At 71.6% G+C, this 23,765-nt stretch carries 18 protein-coding genes; 6 read left to right on the plus strand and 12 right to left on the minus strand.

Translation table 11 applies throughout. From position 1 onward, the window contains the following. Positions 1-5 precede the first annotated feature (5 nt). From IDM40_RS02905 to IDM40_RS02930, 6 genes are all read right to left on the minus strand, one after another. The gene (locus tag IDM40_RS02905; protein ID WP_193120312.1) at positions 6-548 is read right to left on the minus strand and encodes an FHA domain-containing protein; all 543 of its coding nucleotides are present in this window, start codon (positions 546-548) and stop codon (positions 6-8) included. Positions 549-1,161: 613 nt separating this feature from the next. Next, positions 1,162-3,666 carry a mannose-1-phosphate guanyltransferase gene (locus IDM40_RS02910; RefSeq protein ID WP_193120428.1) on the minus strand — a complete coding sequence of 835 codons (2,505 nt, stop codon included), beginning with the start codon at positions 3,664-3,666 and terminating at the stop codon, positions 1,162-1,164. 211 nt (positions 3,667-3,877) lie between these two features. Continuing rightward, positions 3,878-4,603 carry a CDP-alcohol phosphatidyltransferase family protein gene (locus IDM40_RS02915; RefSeq protein ID WP_216630248.1) on the minus strand — a complete coding sequence of 242 codons (726 nt, stop codon included), beginning with the start codon at positions 4,601-4,603 and terminating at the stop codon, positions 3,878-3,880. Positions 4,604-4,918: 315 nt separating this feature from the next. After that, positions 4,919-5,830: an ArsA family ATPase gene (locus IDM40_RS02920; RefSeq protein ID WP_193120313.1), complete on the minus strand. Its 912-nt coding sequence runs from the start codon at positions 5,828-5,830 to the stop codon at positions 4,919-4,921. Continuing rightward, a complete protein-coding gene (locus IDM40_RS02925; RefSeq protein WP_407939926.1) occupies positions 5,821-6,132 on the minus strand; it encodes a cory-CC-star protein in 312 nt (103 codons plus the stop codon). The genes IDM40_RS02920 and IDM40_RS02925 overlap by 10 nt, the downstream gene beginning before the upstream one ends. A gap of 41 nt (positions 6,133-6,173) precedes the next feature. Then, positions 6,174-8,030, minus strand: coding sequence for a carbon starvation CstA family protein (locus IDM40_RS02930; RefSeq protein WP_193120314.1), 1,857 nt, complete (start codon positions 8,028-8,030; stop codon positions 6,174-6,176). A 128-nt stretch (positions 8,031-8,158) separates the two neighbouring features. Between IDM40_RS02930 and IDM40_RS02935 the strand changes: the two genes are divergently transcribed. Continuing rightward, positions 8,159-8,962 carry a hypothetical protein gene (locus tag IDM40_RS02935; RefSeq protein WP_193120315.1) on the plus strand — a complete coding sequence of 268 codons (804 nt, stop codon included), beginning with the start codon at positions 8,159-8,161 and terminating at the stop codon, positions 8,960-8,962. Positions 8,963-8,984: 22 nt separating this feature from the next. Here IDM40_RS02935 and IDM40_RS02940 read toward each other — a convergent pair whose 3' ends face one another. From IDM40_RS02940 to IDM40_RS02965, 6 genes are all read right to left on the minus strand, one after another. Next, on the minus strand, positions 8,985-10,370 hold the full coding sequence (locus IDM40_RS02940) for a flavin monoamine oxidase family protein (RefSeq protein WP_193120316.1): 1,386 nt from the start codon (positions 10,368-10,370) through the stop codon (positions 8,985-8,987). Between the two features lie 118 nt (positions 10,371-10,488). Then, positions 10,489-11,652 (minus strand): DUF2382 domain-containing protein, encoded by a 1,164-nt coding sequence (locus IDM40_RS02945; protein ID WP_193120317.1) that lies wholly within the window; start codon positions 11,650-11,652, stop codon positions 10,489-10,491. 247 nt (positions 11,653-11,899) lie between these two features. Beyond that, on the minus strand, positions 11,900-12,697 hold the full coding sequence (thyX, locus tag IDM40_RS02950; RefSeq protein ID WP_193120318.1) for an FAD-dependent thymidylate synthase: 798 nt from the start codon (positions 12,695-12,697) through the stop codon (positions 11,900-11,902). 175 nt (positions 12,698-12,872) lie between these two features. Beyond that, positions 12,873-13,013, minus strand: a complete 141-nt coding sequence (locus IDM40_RS02955; protein ID WP_193120319.1) for a GPGG-motif small membrane protein — start codon at positions 13,011-13,013, stop codon at positions 12,873-12,875. A 172-nt stretch (positions 13,014-13,185) separates the two neighbouring features. After that, the gene (locus tag IDM40_RS02960; protein ID WP_193120320.1) at positions 13,186-13,803 is read right to left on the minus strand and encodes a DUF4352 domain-containing protein; all 618 of its coding nucleotides are present in this window, start codon (positions 13,801-13,803) and stop codon (positions 13,186-13,188) included. A gap of 244 nt (positions 13,804-14,047) precedes the next feature. After that, the gene (locus tag IDM40_RS02965; RefSeq protein ID WP_193120321.1) at positions 14,048-16,264 is read right to left on the minus strand and encodes an anthranilate synthase component I; all 2,217 of its coding nucleotides are present in this window, start codon (positions 16,262-16,264) and stop codon (positions 14,048-14,050) included. Positions 16,265-16,599: 335 nt separating this feature from the next. On the opposite strand from IDM40_RS02965, the gene IDM40_RS02970 reads away from it, so the two are divergent. The 5 genes from IDM40_RS02970 (at position 16,600) to IDM40_RS02990 (ending at position 23,738) form a co-directional block, all read left to right on the plus strand. Beyond that, positions 16,600-18,912 (plus strand): HelD family protein, encoded by a 2,313-nt coding sequence (locus IDM40_RS02970; RefSeq protein WP_193120322.1) that lies wholly within the window; start codon positions 16,600-16,602, stop codon positions 18,910-18,912. 376 nt (positions 18,913-19,288) lie between these two features. After that, positions 19,289-20,326 (plus strand): 2-keto-3-deoxygluconate permease, encoded by a 1,038-nt coding sequence (locus tag IDM40_RS02975; RefSeq protein WP_193120431.1) that lies wholly within the window; start codon positions 19,289-19,291, stop codon positions 20,324-20,326. Then, positions 20,326-21,516: a four-carbon acid sugar kinase family protein gene (locus IDM40_RS02980; RefSeq protein WP_193120323.1), complete on the plus strand. Its 1,191-nt coding sequence runs from the start codon at positions 20,326-20,328 to the stop codon at positions 21,514-21,516. The genes IDM40_RS02975 and IDM40_RS02980 overlap by 1 nt, the downstream gene beginning before the upstream one ends. After that, positions 21,513-22,553 (plus strand): 4-hydroxythreonine-4-phosphate dehydrogenase PdxA, encoded by a 1,041-nt coding sequence (gene pdxA / locus IDM40_RS02985; protein WP_193120324.1) that lies wholly within the window; start codon positions 21,513-21,515, stop codon positions 22,551-22,553. The genes IDM40_RS02980 and pdxA overlap by 4 nt, the downstream gene beginning before the upstream one ends. Before the next feature lie 264 nt (positions 22,554-22,817). Beyond that, positions 22,818-23,738: a GntR family transcriptional regulator gene (locus IDM40_RS02990; RefSeq protein WP_193120325.1), complete on the plus strand. Its 921-nt coding sequence runs from the start codon at positions 22,818-22,820 to the stop codon at positions 23,736-23,738. Positions 23,739-23,765: the final 27 nt, after the last annotated feature.

Raw genomic sequence — 23,765 nt, forward strand, 5'->3', positions numbered from 1 at the left:
CGTTCTCAGCGGCGCGGCTTGGTAAGCAGGACCATACGGAACTTGCCGATCTGGATCTCGTCGCCGCCGCCCAGCTCGGCCTCGTCGACCGGCTCGCGGTTGACGTAGGTGCCGTTGAGGCTACCCACGTCGCGGACCCCGAAGCCGTTGCCCCTGCGGAAGAACTCCACGTGGCGGCGGGAGACGGTGACGTCGTCCAGGAAGATGTCGCTGTTGGGGTGGCGCCCGGCGGTGGTCACGTCACTGTCCAGCAGGAACCGGCTCCCGGCGTTGGGGCCGCGCCGGACCACGAGCAGGGCCGTTCCGGGAGGGAGCGCGTCGGCGCTGCCCGAGTCCTCGCCCCCGGATTCGTCCCCCGATTCCTCCTCGTCCAGGACCTGTATGCCCGAGATCGAGATGGTGGACGTGACGTCTCCGGCGGCGTCGCCTCCCCCCTGGGGCCGTGGGCTGTCCTGTTCGGCCCTGCGGATGGGGGTTCCACAGTGGGAGCAGAAACGGGCATCATCCGCAACGGCGTGACCGCACTGCGTGCAGTAAACGCTCGACATAGGTCGGCTCGGCCTCCTACCGCACGGGGCGGTGCTTGATTCGGCTGATCGGTGGCACGCCCCCGAGCCGGTGCGGGCCGGGGCCCGCACACCGCCGGGAACGAGGCGAGGCGGTGGGCCATCACTGCGGCTGGGCCGCCTCGCACGGTCGGTCGCTAGGTCTCATCCCCCATGTTGTACTCCTTGTCACCCTCCGGGAGGTGTCCGCCGTTGCCGGGACTCCCGGTGCGGGTGGTGACTCGGCGCTCAGGGAACACTCGACTTTAAACCATATCCCTGTCCAGGCAGGGTTCTGCTCCTCCTCGGCCTGCCGTGGCACCGGGGTGCACGGCACGGTCGGACCGCCGCTCGGCGGGTGGTCGGAGCCAGGCCCGGGGCCGGATCCGCGCCCCCCTGTGAGCGGACACCTGTTCTGGTGCTGATGCGGCCGAGGCGGGTTTGGTTCTCCCCTCAACCGAGGAATTGGTGAATATCTTCCCCGCACGGCACTGAACTGCGGTTTCGCGCCGGAATCCGACCGGTTGACCCCGAGTGCGCGGCCCTCGACTGGAGCGCGGGGCCCGGCCGGCGGCGGGGACGGACACCGGGTGCCCTCCCCACCGCCGGCGGGTGTTCAGCCCTCGGCGCGTTCGACGACCGCCGCCCATTCGTCGAGCAGACGGTGCGCGATGTCGGAGTCGGGACCTTCGGCCCAAAGATGGGTGACGGCCTCCGCGGTGTCCGGGAGCACGAGCGCCCAGCTCCCGTCGGGCTCGACGACGCGCACACCGTCGGTGGTGTCCAGTTCCCGGTCGCCGGCGGCCTCCACGACCGCACGCATGACACTGCCCTTGATCGCCCACGGGGTCGGCACCGAACGGCGCAGCAGGTGCGCCTGGGGGATGCTGTGGTCGATCCGGCCGACCGAACGCCGGGTGCGCGCCACCAGGCCCAGCAGCCGCACGAACGCGGCGATGCCATCACTGGTGGAGCCGAACTCGGGCACGACGAAACCGCCGCGGCCGTCGCCGGCGAAGACGATCTCCTCGCCGCCGTCCCTGACCGTCTTGGTGAGCTCGTGCGTGGCCGTGGGGGTCCAGCGAACGTGCAGCCCGTGCGAGACCGCCACGGTCTCGGCCACGCGGGTGGTGGTCACCGGCAGGGCCACGGTGCCGCGGCCCCGCTCGGCCGCCACCAGGTCCAGCACGACCAGCAGAGCGCGGTCGTTGTCGATCAGCCCGCCGTTCTCGTCGACGATGAAGAGCCGTTCGGCCACCGGGTCGAAGCGCACACCGAAGTCGGCACCCGACCCCGCCACGAGCTCGCCCAGGCGTTCCAGGTCGCGCATCTTCTTGGCGACGGTGTCGGTGGGAGAGTCCTCGTCCAGGCGGTTGTTGACGGTGAGCACGTCCACGCCGATGCGGCCCAGCAGCGAGGGCAGGATGAGCGAGCTGGTCCCGCCGGCGCAGTCGACCACGACCTTGAGCTCGGCCTCGGCCACCCCGGAGGTGTCCACCGAACGCAACAGATCGTGTGCGTAGGTCTCCACGTTGCGGGAGGGGAAGGACAGCTCCCCGATCTCCCCGGGGAAGGCCCTGCGGTACTCGGCGCGGGAGAAGACCCGGTCGAGCTTGCGCTGGGCCCCGGGCGACAGGTCGGCCCCGTCCCCGTCGAGGAAGACGATGTCGACCGACTCCGGGTCGCCGGGGCTGGTGCGTACGGTGATCCCGCCGGCCACCTCGGTGCGGCCGGTGATGAAACGGGCCACCGGCAGCGGCACCACCTCCAGGTCGCGCACCTCGATCGCCGCGGCCGTCAGTGCGCTGATGATCGCGCGCTTGAGCGTGCGCGCCCCGCGGGAGACGTCGCGCGAGGTGGTCACGACCGCGCCCTTCTTGAGCGTGGTCGCGTAGGCGTTGGCCAGCCGCACGGCCAGTTCCGGCGTGATCTCGACGTTGATCAGCCCCGAGACGCCCCGCGGGCCGAACAGCGAGCGCTGCCCCCTGGACTCCCAGACGACGTTGGAGCTGACCACCGCCCCGGCCTCGATGGTCTTGAAGGGGTAGACCTTGACGTCGTTGTGCACGTAGGCCTCGGACTCGATGACGCAGTCCTCGCCCACGACCGCGCCCTCCTCGATACGCACCGCGGACATGATGTCGGTGTTCTTGCCGACCACCGTGCCGCGCAGGTTGGCGCCGCGCCCGATGAAGACGTTGTCGTGCAGGACCGTGCGGTGGGCGAAGGCCTCCGCACGCACGACCGCGTTGCTGCCCACGACGGAGTACTCGCGCAGTTCGGCGCCGGCCTCGATCTTGGCGTAGTCGCCGATGAACAGCGGGCCCTTGAGCACGGCGGTGGGGTGGACCTCCGAGCCCTCCCCGACCCAGACCCCGGGCGAGACCTCGAAACCGTCGATGTCGACGTCGACCTTGCCGGACAGCACGTCGGCCTGGGCGCTCAGATAGCTCTCGTGGGTGCCGACGTCCTCCCAGTACCCGTCGGCGACGTATCCGTAGAGGGGTTCGCCCTCGGCCAGGAGCTCGGGAAAGACGTCTCCGGACCAGTCCACGACCTCACCCTCGGCCACTCTCTCCAGGACCTCGGGCTCCATGATGTAGATGCCGGTGTTGACGGTGTCGGAGAAGACCTGGCCCCAGGTGGGTTTCTCCAGGAAACGCTGGATGCGGCCCTGCTCGTCGACGATGATGATGCCGAACTCGAGCGGGTTGGGCACCCGTTTGAGGGCGATGGTGACCTTGGCGCCGCTCTCACGGTGGAAGCGGACCATGTCGGTGAGGTCGATGTCGGTGAGCGCGTCGCCGGAGATGACCATGAAGGGTTCGCCGCGCAGGTGTTCCTCGGCGTTCTTCACGCTGCCGGCGGTGCCCAACGGCACCTCCTCGGCAACGTAGTTCAGCTTCATGCCGAGTTCCTCGCCGTCACCGAAGTAGTTGCGGATCAGTGTGGCCAGGAACTGCACGGTCACGACGGTCTCGGAGAAACCGTGGCGGCGGAGCAGGCGCAGGACGTGCTCCATGATGGGCTTGTTGACGACCGGCAGCAGCGGCTTGGGCTGGTTGGCGGTCATCGGGCGCAGGCGGGTGCCTTCACCGCCTGCCATCACGACGGCTTTCATGGGGGGCGTGGGCTGGGGGGTGCCGGAGGCGGCCCCGGACTCGGTCGGGGCGCTCATCAGCGGAACCTCCGTACGGCCGCGCGTGCGGGGGATCTGGTGTGTTCGTGCGGCAGGCGACGCGCACCGTCGCGCGCGGCGGGACATGTGCTCATGCGGAGACGACACTCCCTTTCCATCCGGATGGACTCGGGGTGAGCCGTCCCGCCGGACGTCAGCGGTCTCCGGCGTCTCCGGATCGGGTCGACCCGGCCCCGTGGCCCGGGGTGTCGCCGCCGGGGGCCTCATGGCGAGTGCCCGCTCGATCAGCGCGTTCGTCGCGTCGGGTCCGGCCGATCAGGCGCAGACCCTGTACGGCGTAGAGCAGTCCGGCCCACCAGTAGAGAGCCGTTCCCCACAGGGCGAAGGCCCAACCCATGATTCTGGCCACATCCCCGACGGCACCGGGGTATCCGGCCAGGAAGAGCAGGGGAAACGCGTAGAGGAGGCACATCGTCGCGGCCTTGCCCGCGAAGTTGACCGGCAGCGGGCCGTAGCCGAAGTGGCGCAGCAGGGGCAGCGCCCCGATGATGAGCACGTCGCGCAGCACGAGGATGGCCATGAGCCACCACGGCACGATGCCCCTCACGACGAGGCCGAGCAGCGCCGCGAAGATGTAGAGCCGGTCGGCCAGGGGATCGAGGATCTGCCCCAGTTTGGAGGCCTGGTTCCAGGCGCGGGCGATCTTGCCGTCGAGCCAGTCGCTGAGCCCGGCCAGGGCCAGTACGACCAGGGCGAGCACGTCGGCCCTGGGGACCAGGACGAGCCACAGGAACAGCGGCACACCCAACAACCGGAGCATGCTCAGGAGGTTGGGAACCGTCCAGATGCGGTCACTGACCACCGGGCTGCCCACATCGCCCCCCGCCGTGTGTCTGCCGTCGTGATCCGATCGCCCCATGGCGCCAACGATAACCGGCGGGCACTGGACGGCCCTCCGGCACACTGGGCACCGGCCTCACCACTGCTGCCACCTGCGTCCCGTCGTGTGGCGCCCGTCCGCACACCGGCCCTGCGTGCGGAGACGATCGCCCGCCAATCGTAGCGTGTACGTTTAGTCCGTTTTTACAGGAATGACAACGCATAGCCGGTTTGCGTGTTCGTCCTCCACTGGGACCAACGCAGCGCCGGGCCCCGAGGGTTCCCGTGTGACCCCGGTGGCACAGGATCGGCCCGGCCTGCTGCGCCGCGATCGGGAGCCGGGGCCGGGGCCGCCTCACCCGGGCAGGGCCTCGCCGATCTCCCGCAGGGCCTCGGGGCCGGTGGGCTCGTTCGTACGCAGGCCGAGTTCGACCGTGCCCAGGCCGGCGAAGCGCTCCCGGGTGGCCCGCAGCGCCTCCTCGGTGTCGGGTCCGGCGGCGCCGGGCTCGGGGATCTGGTTGACCACCACGGGCGCGAGCACGAACCCGGCCTCGGAGAGCTGCTCGACGGCGCGTGCGGTCTCGGCCAGCACCATGCGCCGGGCCAGCGTCACCAGCATCACCTGCGAGTCCCGGCGCAGGAGCACCGCGGCGTGCTCCAACCGGTGACGGCGTTCGTTGAGGCGCTTGAGGAGCGGGTCCTCGGCCATGTCGGGGCCGCGGTCGGAGACCACGTCGGCGAAGGCCTCGGCGCGGGCGGCCCGCTCGCGCTGGCGGGTCAGGCCCAGCACCCACGGGGTGAGCAGGGTGGGCAGGTTGAGCAGGCGCAGCAGGTGGCCGGTCGGTGCGCTGTCCACGACCAGGGCGTCCCAGCGGCGGCCGACCTCCTCCATCCGGTCCACGAGCAGGTCGGCCAGCGCGGACTCGGCCATCCCGGGGCTCGATCCGGCCTGCTTCAGGTGCCGGTGCACGGCCGGCATGATCTCGTGCGGCACCGCGTCCTGGGCGTCGTCGGCGACCTGGGCGATACGGCGGCGCACGGCGGCGTCGGCGTCGGGTTCGGCCGCCCACAGGTTCGGTGCGACCTCGACCGGTTCGTCGCCCAGGTCGCGTTCGAGGGCGTCTCCCAGGGAGTGTGCCGGGTCGGTGGAGACCACCAGAGTGCGCCGCCCCTGCCCGGCCAGGGTCAGGCCGCGGGCGGCGGCCAGGGTCGTCTTGCCCACGCCGCCCTTGCCGCCGACGAAAGTGATGGGCGCGCTCAACAGCATCCTCCTGGACCGCCGAAATCGTCCCGCCCCATGCGCTGGTGCCATTCGTGCAGGTCGGCCACCATGTACGGGATCAGGTCCAGTGTCTCGTAGGCGACGGGGTTGTCCACGCCGAGGGTCTCGGTGAGCAGCAGCGCGCGCAGGGTGTCCTGCTGGGTACGGGCCTCGCGTTCGCGGGCGTGGCCCCAGCGCGCCTCGAAGACCTGCTGGTGGAAGTCCTCGACGCGGCGCCAGGCCCTCACGGTGCGGCGCCAGGCCCGGCCGAAGCGGCCGGACCCGGCGCCCTCGTCCCCGGCGCTCACGGGGTCCGCCCCCGCGTGCGTCCGTGGTCGGTGCGGTGCACCTACTTCTCCTCCTCCGGGCGGTCCTTCACGGCGGCCTCGTCCCGGTCCTGCCCGTCCTTGCGGCCGCCGACGACAGTGCCGCCCTCGGCCACGACCTGGTCGGTCTCGGACGAGGGGTCGATCGGGTCGGCAGTGCCGCGGAAAGTGTCGCGCAGGGCCACGAAGGCCTCGACGATCATCCAGAGCGCGAGCACCAGGATGATGGTGTCCAGCGGGGCCAGCAGGAACATGTCCAGGGCGCTGCCGGTGTCGAGGAAGCCGATGAGCTGCTCGATGAGCGCCCAGACCGTCATGAACAGCAGGAAGACCAGCGGGATGACGACCACGATCGGGTTGCGCCCCCGCTTGGCCACCCACACCGCGATGACGGCCAGCGCGAGGCCGGCGGTGAGCTGGTTGGTGGTACCGAAGAGCACCCAGAGCGTGCCCAGGGCGAAGTCGCCGGGCACCATCGCCAGACCGAACGGCAGGGCCACCGCGACCAGCGTGGTGAGCGACAGGTTGCGGGAGAAGCCGCGGAAGGCGCGGTTGGCGGAGCTGCCGGACTCGAAACGGCTCGCCGCCAGCAGCGACATCTCCTGCAGGATATAGCGCTTGAGACGGACCGCCGTGTCGAGGGTCGTCACGGCGAAGCTGACGATGATGAGCGCGCCGAAGACCTGCGCGGTGCTCTCGGGGATACCGAGGTTGCTTGCGAACCCGGCCACACCGTCGACGAACATGCCCTGCGGGTCGGCGCCCGCGTCTCCCCAGGTGGCGTAGAGCGAGGACCACTCGATGCCCTGGTTGCCGCTGAAGAGCATGACACCGGCGGTGCAGGCCAGGATCGAGGCCAGGGCCAGGGAGCCCTCACCGAGCGCGGCCATGTAACCGACGTACCGGGAGTCGGTCTCCTTGTCGATCTGCTTGGAGGTCGTGCCCGACGCGACCAGGCTGTGGAAGCCCGAGACCGCACCGCAGGCGATGGTGACGAACAGCAGCGGGAAGATCGAGGGCGAGTCGGCCGGCACGTCACGGAAAGCGGGTGCGGCGATGGTGTTCATACCCACCAGCACCCCGGCCGCGATGACCACCAGCGCCACGACCAGCTGGTGCTGGTTGATGTAGTCGCGCGGCTGCAGCAGCATCCACACCGGCAGGCGCGAGGCGATGTAGGCGTACAGGAACAGGATGAGGATCCACAGCACGGTGCTGCTGATACCGGTGGCCTCGGCGACCGGGTCCAGAGTGATGGGCATCAGCTGGCCCAGCGGGATGCAGGCGTAGAGCGTGACCAGCGCGATCAGGGAGGGGATGAGCGCCGCGGTGCGCTTGCGGTAGACGATCTGGCCGACGGCGATGGCCAGCGGCAGGGTCACGGCGGTGGGGAGCACGGCGGCCGGGTGCTGCTCCAGCAGACCGGCCACGACGATGGCGAAGACCGCGTTCACCATCGTGACCAGGAAGAAGATGATCAGCAGGAACAGCACTCGCGCACGCCGGCTGATGACGTCGCCGGCCAGGGTGCCGATGCTGCGGCCCTTGTGTCGGACCGAGACGGCGATGGAGCCGAAGTCATGGGCTCCGGCGGCGAAGATGGTGCCCAGCACCACCCACAGCAGAGCGGGACCCCATCCCCAGAAGACGGCGATGGCGGGCCCGACGATCGGGGCCGCGCCGGCCACGGAGATGAAGTGGTGGGCCAGGACGATGTGCTTGTTGGTCGGAACGAAGTCGACACCGTCGTTGTAGGCGTGCGCCGGAGTGACGAAGCTCGGCTCCAGCGCATAGACCCGTTTGGCCAGGTAGACGGAGTAAAAGCGGTATCCCAGGGCGAAGAGCGCCAGGGTACCGAGGAGTACCGCTGCTGCGGGCATAGGGGGAGACGTCCTTACTGCTATGTGTCCCAGATGGTGAGACGTGGAAAAGGTGCCCAGGTGGGGGCCGGTCCTTTAAGGTGCCACAGAAGTTAACATGCGTGATACTCCTCCGAAAGGTACGACCTGTGCAGGACTTTCACGATCTGTGGCGGCGCTCGACGGTCGCCGAACTCAGTTGGCTGTCCCCCGGCGGCCCGTGCGGCATTCCCGTGGTCCCGTTGGACGACGGGGGCCGACCGTGCGCCGCGCTGCCCCTGTCACTGTTGCCGGAGATCGACTCACTACCAGGGCGGGCCGCGCTCAGCGTGACGGTCCCCGGGGTGGCCGACCCCGACCGCCCCGGGCAGGTGGCCGTGGGCCCGGTCGAGGTGCGCCTGGACCCGCGCGGAAAGCTTTTCGGCGGAGAACTCGTCGAGCAGGAAGCGCACAAACACCCGCCCACGCGCCTGCGTGCCGGCAGCCTGATGGCCCGGAACGAGAATTGGTGGTGGATGGGCCGTGCACTGGTGTTCCTTTCCGAGGCGGAGTCTGTCCACACAGTGAGACCGCGTTCCTCGGCCGACCACGCGCTGCTCGTGCGCGAGGAACACGGTGCCCCGGCGGTGCGGGTGGTCTCCTCCCCCGACTGGTCGGTGCGCACCGACCGCCCGTCCCTGCCGTTGGCGGACGCGGGCGGCACCGCGCTCGAGGGGCGCGGTGAGAAGGTCCTGGTCTTCGGGCACCAGGCCAGCCCCGACTTCGAACGTTGGGAGCGCTGGACCCGCGAGGGCACGCTGACCGGGCAGGACCTGGTCGTGGCCGGTGCCGAGGGCGGCCCCGACCCCTCCCCCAGGCCGTTCGGGCTGTTGGAACGCCTGCGCAACCACCGCGAGGTCGAGCGCGCGTGCACGGCCGGCGTCGCCGAGCTCGAGCGCCGCGAACGCCTCTGATCCCTCATCGTGCCGCCGCCGCTCATCCGAGGATGCGGGCCGCCTCGCGCAGCCCCGACAGCATGGCCCCGTGCACGGTCGCGGTGTGTTCGACCTCGGTCGCCTCACCCGCGAAGAAGACCCGCTCGCCGATCGGTTCGGCCAGCGCGGTGCGGTCGTCGTCGGTGGAGCCCACCGCGTTGAAGGAGAAACTGCCCCGGGCGAAGGGCTCCTCCATCCAGTCGGTGAGCAGGTGGTCGACGGGGTCGGGGGCCTTGCGGAACATGGTGCGGATCGAGGCCATGGCGTGCTCGACGACCTCGCCCTCCTCCATCTGCGCGAGGAAGCGGGCCGCGCGCCCGCCGTTGCGGCAGATCAGGACGGGTGCGCCGAGGACCCGCTGGGCCGCGTACCAGTGGAACCAGGTGCCCTCCTCGGTCCCCAGGTGCACCAGGACCTCGGCGTCGCCCCAGAAGACGTCGTCGAAGCGGAGGAAGAGTTTCTCCAGGCGCCCGTTGCCGAGCCGCTCGACGGCGCCGGTCTTGTCCTCCGGGAGCCCGGGCTCGAAGGCGACCTGCCCGGCCTTGAGCACCCCCAGCGGGAGGGTGACCAGGACCCGGTCGGCGGTCAGGGTCTCGTCGCCGTCGGGGGTGTCCACCGCCACGCGCACGCCGTCGCCGTCGTGTGCGATCGAGGTGACCACGTGCTCCAAGCGCACGTCCAGGCCGCGCGCGAGGTGGTCGGTCAGTTGGCTCATGCCGTCCGGGAAGACCACGTCGTCGCCGCTGAACTCGTGCAGCGAGGCCACGGCGGCGAAGGCGATCTCCTCGGGCTCGGCACCGTGGTCGCCCTCGGCCAGGCGGTGGGCGATCTCCTTGGCGTCGCGGGCGCGCCCGCGGAAGAGGTTGGCGTCCAGCAGGGCCTGGTCGATGCCCTCCTCCATGGACTCGCGTTCGCCGGCGCCGACCGTGGTCCAGTACATGTGCTCGTGCAGGAGGTTGACGTCCTCCATGTTGCGCCGGTGGCGGTCGAAGAGCAGGCGCCGGCCCTTGGGGTCGTAGGCGGTCTCGGTGGTGCGGTTGAAGGCGGTGGTGCGCACGCCGGTGTCGCGGACCAGGGCGGACAGCGGGTTGTTCTCGTCGCCGTGCATCCAGGAGGCCCCGGCGTCCAGGACCGTGCCCTCCCAGTCGTGCACGGAGTGGATGCGTCCGCCGGTGCGGGCCTGCCCCTCGATCACGGTGACCCGCTCGCCGGCCTCGGCGAGGCGGTCGGCGGCGGCCAGACCGGCCATGCCCGCGCCGACGACGAGGGTGTGCCCGCGCCCAGGGGCCGATTCACGGCCGCGGGGCTCGGGTTCGGTGTGCTCCGGACCGCCGCCGGCGACCTCCTCCTCGGTGATCTCCCCGCTGACGTCCCCCCGGTCAGCCATGGCGTTCCCCCTTGCGTGCTCGTCGTACCGTGCGACCCTACGGTCGCGGTGTGTCCCCGGTCTCGAGGACACACCCGGGCCGGTGGAGCGCCTCCGCCCCACCGGCCCGGGCCGCCCCTCACCTCTGCGAGGGCGGGTGGCCCTGCTCGTCCTCCAGCTCGATGCGTTCGCTGCGGCGTGTGCCCTGTACGTGTTCCTCGTGGCTGACCATGCGCTTGCGCACGTGGACACGTTCGACGGGCACCTGTTTCTTGGAGACCACGGTCCGCTCCTCGTAGAGGGTGAAGATCTGTTCGTCCTCACCGATGGGAGCGTCGAGGTCCTCGCCCTCGTCGGAGACGTCGACGGGGTGGCGCTCGATCTCGAGCTCCTCCCTGCGCAGCGTCACGGTCTCGTCGTAGTCCTCGGCGTCGACGTACCTGTGCAGGCGCGCACGGCCGATCTCGACCCGTTCGACCCCGATGTCGACCTGTTCCTCGGAACGTGTCATGGTCACGTCCTCGGCGAAGGCCTCGCCCCAGGCCTGCTCACCGTCGGTCTCGGCGCCGGCCCCGGTCTCGGGAGCGGTCGTGCTGTCGGTGGTGACCGGCATCGGCACGGTGTCGGGCCGCTGCGTGCTCCGGGCCTCCGGGACGGAGGACGTCGGGGCGGTGCCCTCGGGCGCTGCGCTCCCGGAGGCGGCCCGGCCCTCGGTGGTGTCTTCGGAGACGACGCCCGGGGTGCCGGACTCGGTGACGACGTCCTCGGTCCCCGTGGTCTCGGTCGCCGCGCTGCCGGTGGCCGCCCGGGCGTGCGGCTCGGTCGCGGCCACCGGCGGTGTGGTCTCCGCGTGCTCGTCACCCGGGCGCATGGAGACGTCGGCCTCGGAGTAGCCGGTTCCCGGATGCATGCTGTCGTCGGTCTCGCGGTCGGTCACCGGAACGTCGGAGTAGCCGCGCTCGTGGCGGCCCGCACGCTGGTTCGGGACCATGACGTGCTCGGCGTAGTAGTCCCTGACCTGCGCCTCGGTCTCGGGTGAGATGTGGGTCCCCGAGTCGACGTGCGGCGCGTCCTTGACGGTGGACTTGTCGTAGGGGACCTGGAGGTCCTCCTGGTGGGGCTGGGCCCCCTGCAGAGGCACCAGGGTCTCCTTGCGCCCGAACAACCCGGTGTGCACCGACACCCAGCTGGGTTCGTTGGTGCGGTCGTCCAGGTAGACCTGGTTGATCTTGCCGACGCTGTGCCCCTCACCGTCCAGGAGCTGGTGTCCGATGAGGTTCTCCGGCCTGAGGTCGTGTGCCACGGTCTTCCCCGTTCGTGGATGGTTCACGGCACTGGGACGCCTGCGGGTCGCCCCCGCCGGGCGGTCGGCCCCGGGGGCCTCCCGCTCCGCACTGCTGCGGTCTCATACCCGTACATATCAGGCACGACGATGGCGGACCCACAGTATGGACGGAACGCAGACCGAGCCTTGACCTGCACTTGGGCGTACACGAAGCGCCCGCCGCCGGTCGGACCGGCGGCGGGCGCGGGGATTCAGGGGCGGAGGATCAGACCTTGCGCCACTCGGGCACCCAGGCCCCGTCCTCCACGGTGTAGTCGCCGAACAGCGCCGGGGCCTCCTCCTTGAGGGTGCCGCCGATGCGGTCGAAGAGCAGGCGGATCTCCTCCTCCGCGCCGGGAGCGGTGCGGGCCTCGATGGCGTGGCGCAGGGTGCGCACGTTCGCGGTCCACACCAGGCCGGTGGCCACGCCCTCGGGGGCGAAACGGCGCATGAAGGAGGTCTTGTGCTTCTTCTCGGCGAACTTGACGCCCTCGTCGTCCAGGCCGAAGTGCTCGGCCATCCAGAACTGGAACTCCTCCATCTGCTGGAGCATCTGAGAGGCGCGTTCCATGAGCTCGGGGTCGTCCTCCGCCCAGTCCGGGAACCAGAACGGCAGGTCGGTCAGGCGCACGAACCGGAGCGACTCCTGGGAGACGGCCACGCCGGGACGGTGGCGGATGAGCTCGTGGGTGAGCACCCGGGAGACGTTGTGGAGCACGAAGCTGAAGCTGATGTGCTCCAGGACCGAACCGTGCATGCTGCGCAGGAGGTTGCCCAGGTAGGCGTCCTGGTCGGTGCGCACGCGGGTGACGTTGGGGTTCAGGCCCGGCTCCCAGGAGCGGTAGCACAGGCGGCCCGCGAACTCGGCGAGGTTCTGCGGGTCGTTGAGGTGGGTGTCGAGCTCACCGCGGTCGAACCGCTCCAGCCACGCCTCTCCACCGACCTCCTTCAGGTAGTCGGTGATGGCGTCGTAGTCCACCTGCGGACGCGCGACCAGTCGTACCTGCGGCTCGACCCTCTGCACTGTTTGCCTCCCGTCGATTCTCCCCCGCTCCGGGCACACGTGAGAGCCGCGGCCTGGTGTATTCCCAGGACACGGGTGCACGGGTGGGGCGGGGCTGAACAGCCACGTACGAGGGTACACGGCCGCGGCCCCGGCCCCGGCCCGCTCGACCGGGGCCGGAGCCCTGGTGGGGGCGTCAGAAGCCGTAGAAGTAGCCGGGCGTGAGGGCCAGCCCGACGACGATGAGGATGATACCCCACAGGAGCTGCCCTCGGAGCACCCCCAACACGCCGGAGACGAGAACGATGATTCCGAGGATCGTGAGTATGAGTCCCATACACGGCCCCTGTCCGGTCACGGAACGATCAAACCGCCCCAAGGGCAGAGAAACCTGTCGCCGCAGGTCGAAGCGGGTTAAATCTTTCCCTGTGACAACTGTTGTGGGCTCCGGGGCGGTCGTTCCACCCCGGAGCCCGGCCTGCTCTGCCCGATCACGCGTGTGGAGCCGCTCAGAAGTACAGCTCGTCGATGCGCCCGCCGTCCTCGCCGTCGCCGACCCTCAGGTACTCGGGTTCCACGTGCTCGGGGATGTCGAAGACGATCGGACGCGTGTCCTGCTCCCCGGGCTGCAGGCGGGAGGAGGTGACCCCGGTCTCCGACACGGCGGGGCCCGCCGGGATGGAGAACTCGTGCTCGACACCGTCGGAGTCGACGAGGGTCACCTCGGACCCCGTGTGCCAGGACTCCTCGTCGCCGTTGTTGCGCAAGTCCAGCTGGAAGACGATGTGCTGGCCCTCGGGCTCGACGGTCTGCCGTGCGCCCTCGATGGCCCCGACTCCGGTCTCCACCGACGCGACCGAGTACTCCAGGGCACCCGGTTGCACGCTGGTGTCCCCGGCCCCCGTGGTGTCCGAGTCGGCCCCGTCGCCGCCCGAGTCCGCCTCGTCGGCCTCAGCCGTACCACCGCCGTCCTGCTCGGTGGTGGCGGTGCCGTTTTCCTCCTTGGTGACGCGCTCGCTGAGCACGAACACGCCGGCGCCGATACCGAGGACCAGCGCGAGGGCGGCGATCCCTACGCACATGATCACGATCAGGGTCGAGTTCGTGCGGCCGTTACCGTGAGTCATGTCCTGCTCCACATCCATGTCGTCGAGCGGGGATGGCCCCGGACCCGGTCGTCCACCGTGAAACCGCCCCGCGCCGCCGTTCCGGGCTTGTTGCCAGGTTCCGATGGGGCGGGGCAGGGCCGGGTTCGACCGCAGGGGTGACCTGAACCGGCCAGGACAGCGATGACCGAACGCGGTAATCCGCGCGCGGGGTATCGACGAGCGGCGGCCGTCCGAGCCCGCGTAGGACCCGGACGGCCGAGCCTCAGCGCCGTGCCGCACGCAGGGCGCGGGCCACGATCTGCTCGCCCACCCCCGCTGTGAGGATCGACTCGGGGTGGAACTGCACCGCGGCCCAGCCGGTGACGGGGTCCTCGATGCCCATGACGACCGGCCCCTCGTCGGGTTCCCCCTCGAGCACGGCCGTGACCTCGTAGCCCTTGACCTGGTCCGGGAAGGTGTAGGTCGAGTGGTAGCGCGCAGCGGGGAACCGGCCGTCCTCGCCGAGCCCGCTGAGCAGCGACCCGCCGGTGACACGGACCCGGCCGGGCTTGCCGTGCACGGGTTCGTCCAGGGTGCGCAGCTCTCCCCCGGCGTGCTCGACCATGCCCTGCAGGCCCAGGCACACGCCCAGGACGGGCAGGCCGCGGGCGGCCAGGGCGTCGAGCAGCCCGTTCATGCCGAAGTCCTCGGGCAGGCCGGGCCCCGGGGACAGCACCACCAGGTCGGGGGCCAGACGGTCCAGGAGCTCGGGCGCGAACCCGTAGCGCACCGTCGTGACGTCGGCGCCGTGGCGGCGTACGTAGTCGGCGAGGGTGTTGACGAAGGAGTCCTCGTGGTCGACGAGCAGGACCCGCAGCCCCTCCCCCTCGGCCTCGCGTTCGGGTTCGGCGGCGGGCTCGGGCGCGGGCTCCTGGTCGGCGCGGTCGGCCTCCTCACCGAGGGCGAGGGTCTCCATGAGCGCCCGCGCCTTGAGGAAGGTCTCGCGCTCCTCCGCCTCGGGGTCGGAGTCGTAGAGGAGGGTGGCGCCGGTGCGCACCGCGGCGACCCCGTCGCGGATATGGGCCGTGCGCAGGGTCAGACCGGTGTTCATCGATCCGTCGAAGTTGATGACGCCGACCGCGCCCCCGTACCAGCGGCGGGGGCTGGACTCGTTCTGTTCGATGAAGCGCATCGCCCAGGTCTTGGGTGCGCCGGTGACGGTGACCGCCCACATGTGCGTGAGGAAGGCGTCCAGGGCGTCGAAGTCGCGGCGCAGAGTGCCCTCGATGTGGTCGACGGTGTGGATCAGGCGCGAGTACATCTCGATCTGGCGGCGCCCGATGACACGCACGCTGCCCGGTTCGCACACGCGGGACTTGTCGTTGCGGTCGACGTCGGTGCACATGGTCAGCTCCGACTTCTCCTTGACCGAGGAGAGCAGCTCCTGGATGTTCTCGGCGTCGCCCAGGGCGTCCTCCCCTCGGCGGATGGTGCCGGAGATGGGGCAGGTCTCCACCCGCTGCCCCTCGCCGGGGCGGCCGCTGACCCGAACGAACATCTCCGGGGAGGCGCCGACGAGATATTCGCCCCCGCCGAGGTTGAAGAAGAACTCGTAGGGGGCGGGGTTGCGCTCGCGCAGCATCTCGTAGAAGCGGGCGGGCGAGGAGCAGCGTGCGTAGTTGCGGTGGCCGGGCACGACCTCGAACAGGTCCCCGCGACGGAAGCGTTCCTTGGCCCGGGCGACGACCTGCGCGTAGGAGCCCGGTTCGGGGCCGGCGGGGACCTCGGCGGCCTGCACGGGCGGGGTCGGCGCGGTCTCGCGCGGTAGCCCCTCCGTGCTCGCCTCGGCGCGGTCGCCCTCGGCCGGCACGGTGAACTCGTAGGTGTAGCGCACGCAGGTCTCTCGCTTGCGGTCGCGCACGACGACGGCGTCGGGCAGGTGCAGGACGAGGTCGCGATCCTCGGGGTCGCGGTCGATGTGGCGCTCGACCGGCTCGAACTGGAACGCGAGGTCGTAGCCGAAGGCGCCGTAGAGCCCGAGGTTGGGGTCGTCGGGGCTGGACATGGCCCCCACGAGGGCGCGCACGGCGGTGAAGACGCTGGGCCGGCGGCTGCGCTCCTCCTCGGTGAAGAAGGCCTCGGGGTCGGGTTCGGGCACGGTCAGCACGGCGCGGTCGGCTGTCTCGGTGTCGAGGGGGGCGACGCCGGCCAGCGCGCGGGCGAGCACGGGCATCAGGACCCTGCCGCGGTCGTTGAGCGCTTCGACGGTGACGACGCGTCCGCGGGTGGACACCTCGGCGCAGGGGTCGACGTAGCCCAGGTGCCAGCGGTCGTAGCGGCCCGGATACTCCATGCCGGAGGAGAGGACGCCCCCGCGGCGGTCCTCGACGTCGCGGACGAGGGTGGTGAGGACCTCGGGGTCGCAGGGGGTGGCGCGGCGGCGGACGGTGACCCCGCCCTGGGTGCGGTGGGTGCTGGTGTGCTCGTCGGTGGGCTGCACGGCCGGTCCTTTGCGGAAGCTGGTCGGTGGGGACCGCAGGTCCGGGGCCGTTGGAGACGAAGAACGACCGCCGGTGCGGGCGGTCGCTGTCACGTGGGTACGCGAACTCCTCGAGCGCCGCCTAGAGGCGGCGCCACCACTGGGCGCGGGTGGGGTTCACGGTTCGCATGGGCACGAGTGTAGCGCCTGGCGGGGTGTGCTGGGGAGGGAAGGCGGCGTGAGTCGGAACGCAGCATCGAGAGCGCACAAAAAGGGAGCCCCGTGTTAGGATACGGAGCTCAAAAGCTCAGAAATCGATGTCTTCACACATCTTACACGGTCAGGATATCACTCTCATGAACCACGGTCAACAGGCCTCCGAGAGCGCCGCCGACACCTCCGCCGAACGTGCGGCCCTGGCCACCGAGCAGGCCCGGGTCGACGTGATGTACCGGCGCCTGGACGAGCTGCGTGCGAACACCGAGGGCCGGCTCTCCGACGCCCACGCCCAGGAGCGTTCCGGGTACGCCGCCCTCGAGGAGCGCGAGACCCGCGCCTTCGAGCACGCCCGGCGCCGCGGCCAGCTCGGCTCGGTCGAGGAGGGCCTGTGCTTCGGCCGCATCGACCTCGCCCACCCCGGTGAGGACGATCCCGAGGCGCGGTACATCGGGCGCATCGGGCTGCGCGATGCCGAACACGAGACGATCCTGGTGGACTGGCGCGCCCCCGCCGCGCGCCCGTTCTACGCGGCGACCCCGTTCGACACCCAGGGGGTGACCCGCCGCCGCAGCCTGCGTGTGCGCCGGCGCCGTGTGGTGGGCCTGGACGACGACGTGCTCGACGCCGAGCGCCTGTCGGACTCCGAACGCAGCGGGCTGGTGGGCGAGGCCGCGCTGCTCGACTCGCTGCAGCGCGGACGCACCGGGCGCATGGGCGACATCGTGGCCACCATCCAGGCCGAGCAGGACCGGGTCATCCGCGCCCCGTTGTCCGGGATCATGGTGGTCCAGGGCGGCCCCGGCACCGGCAAGACCGTGGCGGCGCTGCACCGCGCGGCCTACCTGCTCTACACCCACCGGCGGGTGCTGGAACGGCGCGGGGTGCTCGTGGTCGGCCCCAACCCGGCGTTCCTGCGCTACATCGGCGACGTGCTGCCCGCGCTGGGCGAGAGCGAGGCGGTCATGCGCACCCTCGGCGAGCTCGTGCCCGGGGTGCACGCCACCGCGCACGACGACCACGAGCACGCCCGTGTCAAGGGGTCGGCGCGGATGGCCGACCTGGTGCGCGCCGCGGTCGAGGACCGCCAACGCGGCCCCCGGCAGGCCTTCGACACCGAGGACCTGCACGTGGTGACCGACTCGGGCACGGTGACGGTTCCCGGCCAGGTGTGCGCGCAGGTACTGGAGACCGCGCGCGGACTGGGACTGGCGCACAACGTCGCCCGCAAGTACGTGGTCACCACACTGCTCCGGGAGATCGCACGCGCCGAGTCGCACCTGCTCGAGCGCCCCGTGGACGAGGAGGACCTGCCCTTCCTCGCCGAGCGCCTCTGGTTCGAGGACCCTGTGCACGCCGCGTTGGAGGCCCTGTGGCCGTACTTGGGCCCGCAGCAGTTGCTGGAGGAGCTCTACGGCGACCCCGAGGCCCTGGAGAGGGTGGGTGAGAGCGCCGGTCTGGACAGCGGCGAGCGTGCCCTGCTTGCCCGGGAGGCCGGGGCGCCCTGGACGGTCGAGGACGTGCCGCTGCTCGACGAGGCCGCAGAGCTGCTGGGTGAGGACAACAGCGCCGAACAGGCGGCCGAGCGCCGCCGCAGGGCCGAGCAGGAGGACGAGGTCCGTTACGCCCAGGGCGCCCTGGAGATCACCGGCATGCACGAGGACAACCGGATCGAGGTCGCCGACTTCGCGTCCTTCCACCACGACGGCGGGCCCGAGCGCACCACCGCCGACCGGGCCGCGGCCGACCGCGAGTGGGCCTACGGGCACGTGGTCGTCGACGAGGCCCAGGAACTGTCGGCGATGGGCTGGCGCGCGATCGTGCGGCGGGTCCCCACCCGGTCGCTGACGGTCGTGGGCGACCTGGCCCAGACCGGCGGCGCGGGCGGCGCCGGTTCCTGGACCGAGGCCCTGGAGCACCACGCCCCGGGCAAGGTGCACGTGGAGCACCTGCGCGTCAACTACCGCACCCCGGCACCGATCATGGCGGTCGCGGCGGACGTGCTGGCCGTGGCCGAACCGGGCCAGGAACCGCCGGAGTCGGTCCGTACCGAGGGCGACCCGCCGCGTGCGGTCGCCGTGGACGGGCCGTGGGAGGAGGGCCTTCCGGGTCTGGTCGAGGAGGAACGCGGCGCTATCGGCGAGGGCCGTGTGGCGCTGGTGACTGCGGACCGACTGGTGGAGGAGGTCGCCGCGGCCGTGCCCGGGGCGGCGCGGCCGGCACCGGGGCGCGACGCGCTGTCGCAGGAGGTGGTGGTGCTGACCGCGACCGAGGCCAAGGGCTTGGAGTTCGACTCGGTCGTCGTGGTCGCCCCGGAGGCGGTCCTGGAACAGCCGCGCGGGGCCAACGACCTGTACGTGGCGGTCACCCGGGCCACGAGACGCCTGACGGTGGCGCACTCCGGGGACCTGCCACCGGTTCTGGCGCGGTTGCGCGAGACCGCGGGGGTCTGACGGCGGTCGGGCGGATCTGCGGGGATCTTGCCACCAGAGCCGATATCAGCGCCGAAGTCGGCTCCAGTAGCAAGATCCTCGACGCAGGGTTCGGGTGATGCCGCCCACGGACCCTGGCCGTCCCCGGGTCCGGCCCCGGGCCGCCCCGGAAACCGTCACAGACGTGAACATCCGGCGTGCAGGGCACTGTGCGGCGGGTCGTGCCCTTGCAGCACCCGCAGAACAGGGGCAGCGGCACCGCCGGAACCGCCCCGGCCTGTGAATTCTTGTGCAGAGCCGTTGGCACAGCACGTTGCTGTACGTACAATCTGTACGGACAATATGCGTCATGCCCCCGGGTACAGCCACGCTCGGGGGCTCCTGCGAACGGACATGTATGCGCGACAACCACGGGTCACCGGTCCCCCTCTTCCACTGGATGAACAAGATCCCCGGCGGGGCGATGCTCATCCCCCTGGTCCTGGGCTCGGTCATCGGGACCTTCGCCCCCGCCGCCCTGGACATCGGCAGCTTCACCACCGCGCTGTTCAAGGACAGCGCCATGCCGCTGATCGCGCTGCTGATCTTCGCCACCGGGACCCAGGTCAGCCTGCGCACGAGCGGGCCGATCCTGGCCACCACCGGTGTGGTCCTGCTCGGCAAGAGCATCGTGCCCGGCCTGCTCATCATCGCCCTGGCCATGGTCACAGGCCCGGAGGGCATCTTCGGGATCTCGATCCTGGCGATGATCGCCGCTGCCACCAACGCCAACGGCGGGCTGTGGCTGGCCATCACCGGCCAGTACGGGCGCGCCAAGGACCGCGGCGCCTACATCGCCGGCGCGGTCAACGACGGCCCCTTCTTCGCGCTGCTGTTCATCGGCGCCTCCGGGCTGGGCCAGATCCCGTTCGTGACGCTGCTCGCCGCGATCGTGCCGTTCCTGCTGGGTGTCCTGGTCGGCAACATCGATCACCAGTGGCGCGAGGTCCTCAAGCCGGTGCCCTCGATCGTCATCCCGTTCTTCGCCTTCGCCCTGGGTACCGACATCGACCTCGCCGACGTCGCGCAGGGCGGCCTCACCGGCATCCTCCTGGGTGCGGTCATCACCGTCGTGACCGGCGGGTTCGTCTACCTCGGGTACCGGTTCCTGCTGCGCCGCGGCAAGGAGTCCGGCCTCGGGTTCGCCGCCGGCACCGCTTCCGGCAACGCCGTGGCCACCCCGGCCATCGTGGCCGCCGCCGACCCGTCCTTCGCCGCCTACGTCGGTACCGCCACCTCCCAGGTCGCGGCCAGCGTGCTGGTCACCGCGCTCCTGGCCCCGGTTGTCACCACCTGGGTGCTGCGCCGGGCCGGGGCCCAGCCGGCCCAGGCCGAGAAGGCCGAGGAAGAGGCCCTGGCCGCCGCAGAGAACAGCGCCGACGAGGAGGACCGCTGATGACCGGCCCGCACATCGCCGTGGTCGCCGACGACCTGACCGGGGCGGGCGACACTGCCGTCCAGTTCGTGCGCGCCGGGTGGAGCACCGAGCTCCAACTCTCGGCGGCCGACACCGCCGCCGAGGTCGTGGCCGTGACCACCGATTCCCGCGCCCTTCCCTCCGGCGAAGCCGCGCAGGCCGCCGGGCAGGCGCTGCAGGACCTGCGCGCCAACGGCGTCGACCTGCTCTACAAGAAGGTCGACTCGACCCTGCGCGGGCGCATCCGCGCCGAGATCGACGGGGTCCTGCAGGTGTGGGGACCCGGCGCCGTGGCGGTGGTCTGCCCCGCCTACCCCGCCAACGGGCGCACCGTGCGCGACGGGGTCCTGCTGGTCGACGGGGTCGAGGTCCACCGCACCGCCGCGGGCCAGGACCCGGTCACCCCGGTCACCGAGAGCCGCGTGGCCGAGCTCCTGGGCGCCGAGCACGTGCGGCTGACCGGCATCGACGCCGGAGAGGACGCCGGACTCCTGCGCGCGGCCGGGCCCGTGGCGGTCGTGGACGCCGAGACCGAGGCCGACCTGGAACGTGTGGCCGCCGCCGTGGCTGCGCTGGGCCCCGACGCGGTTCCGGTGGGCTCGGCCGGGCTCGCCGCCCAGCTCGCCCGCACCTGGGCACCCCGGCACACGCACGGCCCCGCCCTGGTCATGGTCACCTCGCTGCACCGCACCGCCCGCGACCAGGTCGCACGCCTGGCCGCCGAGCCCGGCACCCGGGTGGAGCGCCCCGGCGCGGCCGACCTCGCCGACGAGGACGCCTGGCGGTCCTGGAGCCGGAGTGTGCTGGAACGCTTCGACGCCGGCGCCCCGCGGCTGGCCCTTGTGGCGCCCGAGGACCGGGACGGGGCACTGTCCCCGGCCGACGTGGCCCGCCGCTTCGGTGCCCTGGCCGCACGCATCGCCGAGGAGCACACGCTCTCCGGGTTCGTCGTCACCGGCGGCGACGGGGCCCGTTCCCTGACGACGCAGGTGCAGGCCCGAGCGATCGCGCTCACCGGCGAGGTCGCACCCGGCATCCCGATCGGCACCGTCTCCGGCGGTCCCCTGCACGGGCTCACCATCGTCACCAAGGCCGGGGGCTTCGGCTCCCCGACCGCACTCCTGGACGCCGCCGACGCCGTCCGCCACACGAAAGGCCAGAGCACATGAGCCGACCCGACCAACGCCCCACGCTCGCCGTCACCCTCGGGGACGTGGCCGGCATCGGACCCGAGATCACCGCCAAGGCGCTGCTGCACCACCCCGAGGTGCGTGAGTACGCGCGTCCGGTGGTCATCGGTGACACCGACGCCCTGCGCCGTGCCGTGACCGCGGTCGGCGGCGACCCCTCTGCCGTCAACCCGGTGGAGAGCCCCGAGCAGGCCGCCGACGAGGCCGGGGTCATCGACATCGTCCAGACCGGACCGTCCCTGGGCCACGTGGCGCTGGGCGAACTCAGCGCGGACGCCGGCGACGGGGCCGCACGGTTCGTCATCGAGGCGGTCGACCTGGCCAAGCGCGGGCTGGTGGACGGCATCGTCACCCCGCCGCTGAACAAGGCCGCCATGCACCTGGGCGGCCACCCCTGGCCCGGGCACACCGAGCTGCTCGCGCACGAGTTCGGTGTGAGCGACTACAGCCTGGTGCTGTCCGCCGGCGACCTGTCGTTCTTCCACCTGACCACGCACGTGTCGCTGCGCCGGGCCATCGAGGACGTCACCCAGGAGCGGACTCTGGAGGTCCTGCGCCTGATGAGCGCCTTCGCCAAGGCCCAGGGCGACGCCGACGAGCCCATCGGGGTGGCCGGGCTCAACCCGCACGCCGGCGAGAACCGGCTGTTCGGGGACGAGGACGCCGACGTCCTGGAGCCCGCGGTCGAGCGCGCCCGCGCCGAGGGCATCAACGCCCACGGACCGCTGCCCGCCGACGCGCTCATCCCCGCCGCCGTCCAGGGCAAGTGGAAGCTGGTCGCGGTCTGCTACCACGACCAGGGCCACGCCCCCTTCAAGGCCGTCTACGGCGACGACGGCGTCAACATCACCGCCGGCCTGCCCGTCGTGCGCGTCTCCGTCGACCACGGGACCGCCTTCGACATCGCCGGGCAGGGCATCGCCCGCGAGGCCAGCCTCGTACTGGCGATGCGCCGCGCCGCCGAGCTGGCCCCCGGGTGGGGCCACGTGTGGCGGGCCACCAACCCCGGGCACTGACCGGGGGGGAGGAACGGTGGCGGGCGCCCGTCCGGGCGGACTCGGGCGCCCGCCCCACGTGCGGCCGTAGGGCGTGGGGAGGATCCCGCGCCCGATGCGGGGGCGCGGCCGCACGCACACGACCCCCGTCCCGGGTCCCGGGGCGGGGGTTCTGTTGTCAGCCGGGGCGGTTCTGTTGTCTGCACGTGCAGTGGGCCGGCGACCAGGGCTCTCGGGGTGACGCGCTGGAACGCCCGCCCGGGGCCCGGCCGCACAGGTCCTAAAATGACAACCATGCCTGTCGACCGCTCCGATCCCCGCCCCCTGCACGCCCAGGTGGCCGACGTCCTGCGCGCGGAGATCCGGGACCGGTCGATACCGCCGGGTGAGACCCTGCCCAGCGAGGCGGCCCTGCGCGAGCGTTTCGGGGTCTCCCGGAGTGTGGTGCGCCAGGCCCTGGGGACGCTGATCGACGACGGCAGCGTGCACCGTGCGCGCGGGCGCGCCCCGGTCGCAGCCTCCCCCACCGAGCACCACCGGCTCGTGCAGCGTGTCACCGGCCTGCACGACCAGTTCTCCTCCGAAGGGCTGAGCCTGTCCACGGAGGTGCTGTCCCTGGACCTCGTGCGCACGGCCTCCCCCGCGGCCGCCCGCCACCTGGGCACCGACGACCTGCTGCGGCTGGAGCGCCTGCGTTCGGTGGGCGGGGAACCCCTCTCCCACGTGCGCACCTGGCTCCCGCGTGTGCGGTTCCACGACCTGACCACACGCATGCTGAACGACGCGTCCCTGCACCGGGTCATGCGCGAACGGTACGGGGCCTCCCCCACCAGCGGCCGGCGCCAGGTGCGTGCGGTACCGGCGGACCCGCGGATCGCGCGCGGGCTCGGGGTCGCCGACCGGTCGCCGCTGTTGTTGCTCGAGGGCGGCACCTTCGACCAGAACGGCACACCGCTGGAGTGGTTCGAGAGCTGGCACCGCTCCGACCGGGTGGTCTTCGACATCGAGGCGGAGGACGGCGTGGACCGGGTCAGTCTGGCGCCGGCTCGGGAAACGGCGGGGCCGGGGCCGGAGGCTTCCGGCGGGTCCGCGCCGCGGCGGCAGGGCCCTGCGACCGGGGGTCCGGGCGAACCGGTCCTGGAACGTGTGTGGGACCTGGTGGAGGAGCTGCGCGCCGAGGTGGCGCACCTGCGCGGACGGGGCTGAAGCAAGGGGGCGTCCGTCGGCCTTGCG

The organism is Nocardiopsis coralli (assembly GCF_014892575.1).
GTDB lineage: Bacteria > Actinomycetota > Actinomycetes > Streptosporangiales > Streptosporangiaceae > Nocardiopsis > Nocardiopsis coralli.

Excerpts from the sequence above, each read along its gene's own strand:
- IDM40_RS02905 (WP_193120312.1), bottom strand. The coding sequence starts at position 548 with ATGTCGAGCGTTTACTGCACGCAGTGCGGTCACGCCGTTGCGGATGAT.
- IDM40_RS02910 (WP_193120428.1), bottom strand. The coding sequence starts at position 3,666 with ATGAAAGCCGTCGTGATGGCAGGCGGTGAAGGCACCCGCCTGCGCCCG.
- IDM40_RS02915 (WP_216630248.1), bottom strand. The coding sequence starts at position 4,603 with ATGGGGCGATCGGATCACGACGGCAGACACACGGCGGGGGGCGATGTG.
- IDM40_RS02920 (WP_193120313.1), bottom strand. The coding sequence starts at position 5,830 with ATGCTGTTGAGCGCGCCCATCACTTTCGTCGGCGGCAAGGGCGGCGTG.
- IDM40_RS02930 (WP_193120314.1), bottom strand. The coding sequence starts at position 8,030 with ATGCCCGCAGCAGCGGTACTCCTCGGTACCCTGGCGCTCTTCGCCCTG.
- IDM40_RS02940 (WP_193120316.1), bottom strand. The coding sequence starts at position 10,370 with ATGGCTGACCGGGGGGACGTCAGCGGGGAGATCACCGAGGAGGAGGTC.
- IDM40_RS02955 (WP_193120319.1), bottom strand. The coding sequence starts at position 13,013 with ATGGGACTCATACTCACGATCCTCGGAATCATCGTTCTCGTCTCCGGC.
- IDM40_RS02960 (WP_193120320.1), bottom strand. The coding sequence starts at position 13,803 with ATGACTCACGGTAACGGCCGCACGAACTCGACCCTGATCGTGATCATG.
- IDM40_RS02970 (WP_193120322.1), top strand. The coding sequence starts at position 16,600 with ATGAACCACGGTCAACAGGCCTCCGAGAGCGCCGCCGACACCTCCGCC.
- IDM40_RS02975 (WP_193120431.1), top strand. The coding sequence starts at position 19,289 with ATGCGCGACAACCACGGGTCACCGGTCCCCCTCTTCCACTGGATGAAC.
- IDM40_RS02980 (WP_193120323.1), top strand. The coding sequence starts at position 20,326 with ATGACCGGCCCGCACATCGCCGTGGTCGCCGACGACCTGACCGGGGCG.
- pdxA (WP_193120324.1), top strand. The coding sequence starts at position 21,513 with ATGAGCCGACCCGACCAACGCCCCACGCTCGCCGTCACCCTCGGGGAC.
- IDM40_RS02990 (WP_193120325.1), top strand. The coding sequence starts at position 22,818 with ATGACAACCATGCCTGTCGACCGCTCCGATCCCCGCCCCCTGCACGCC.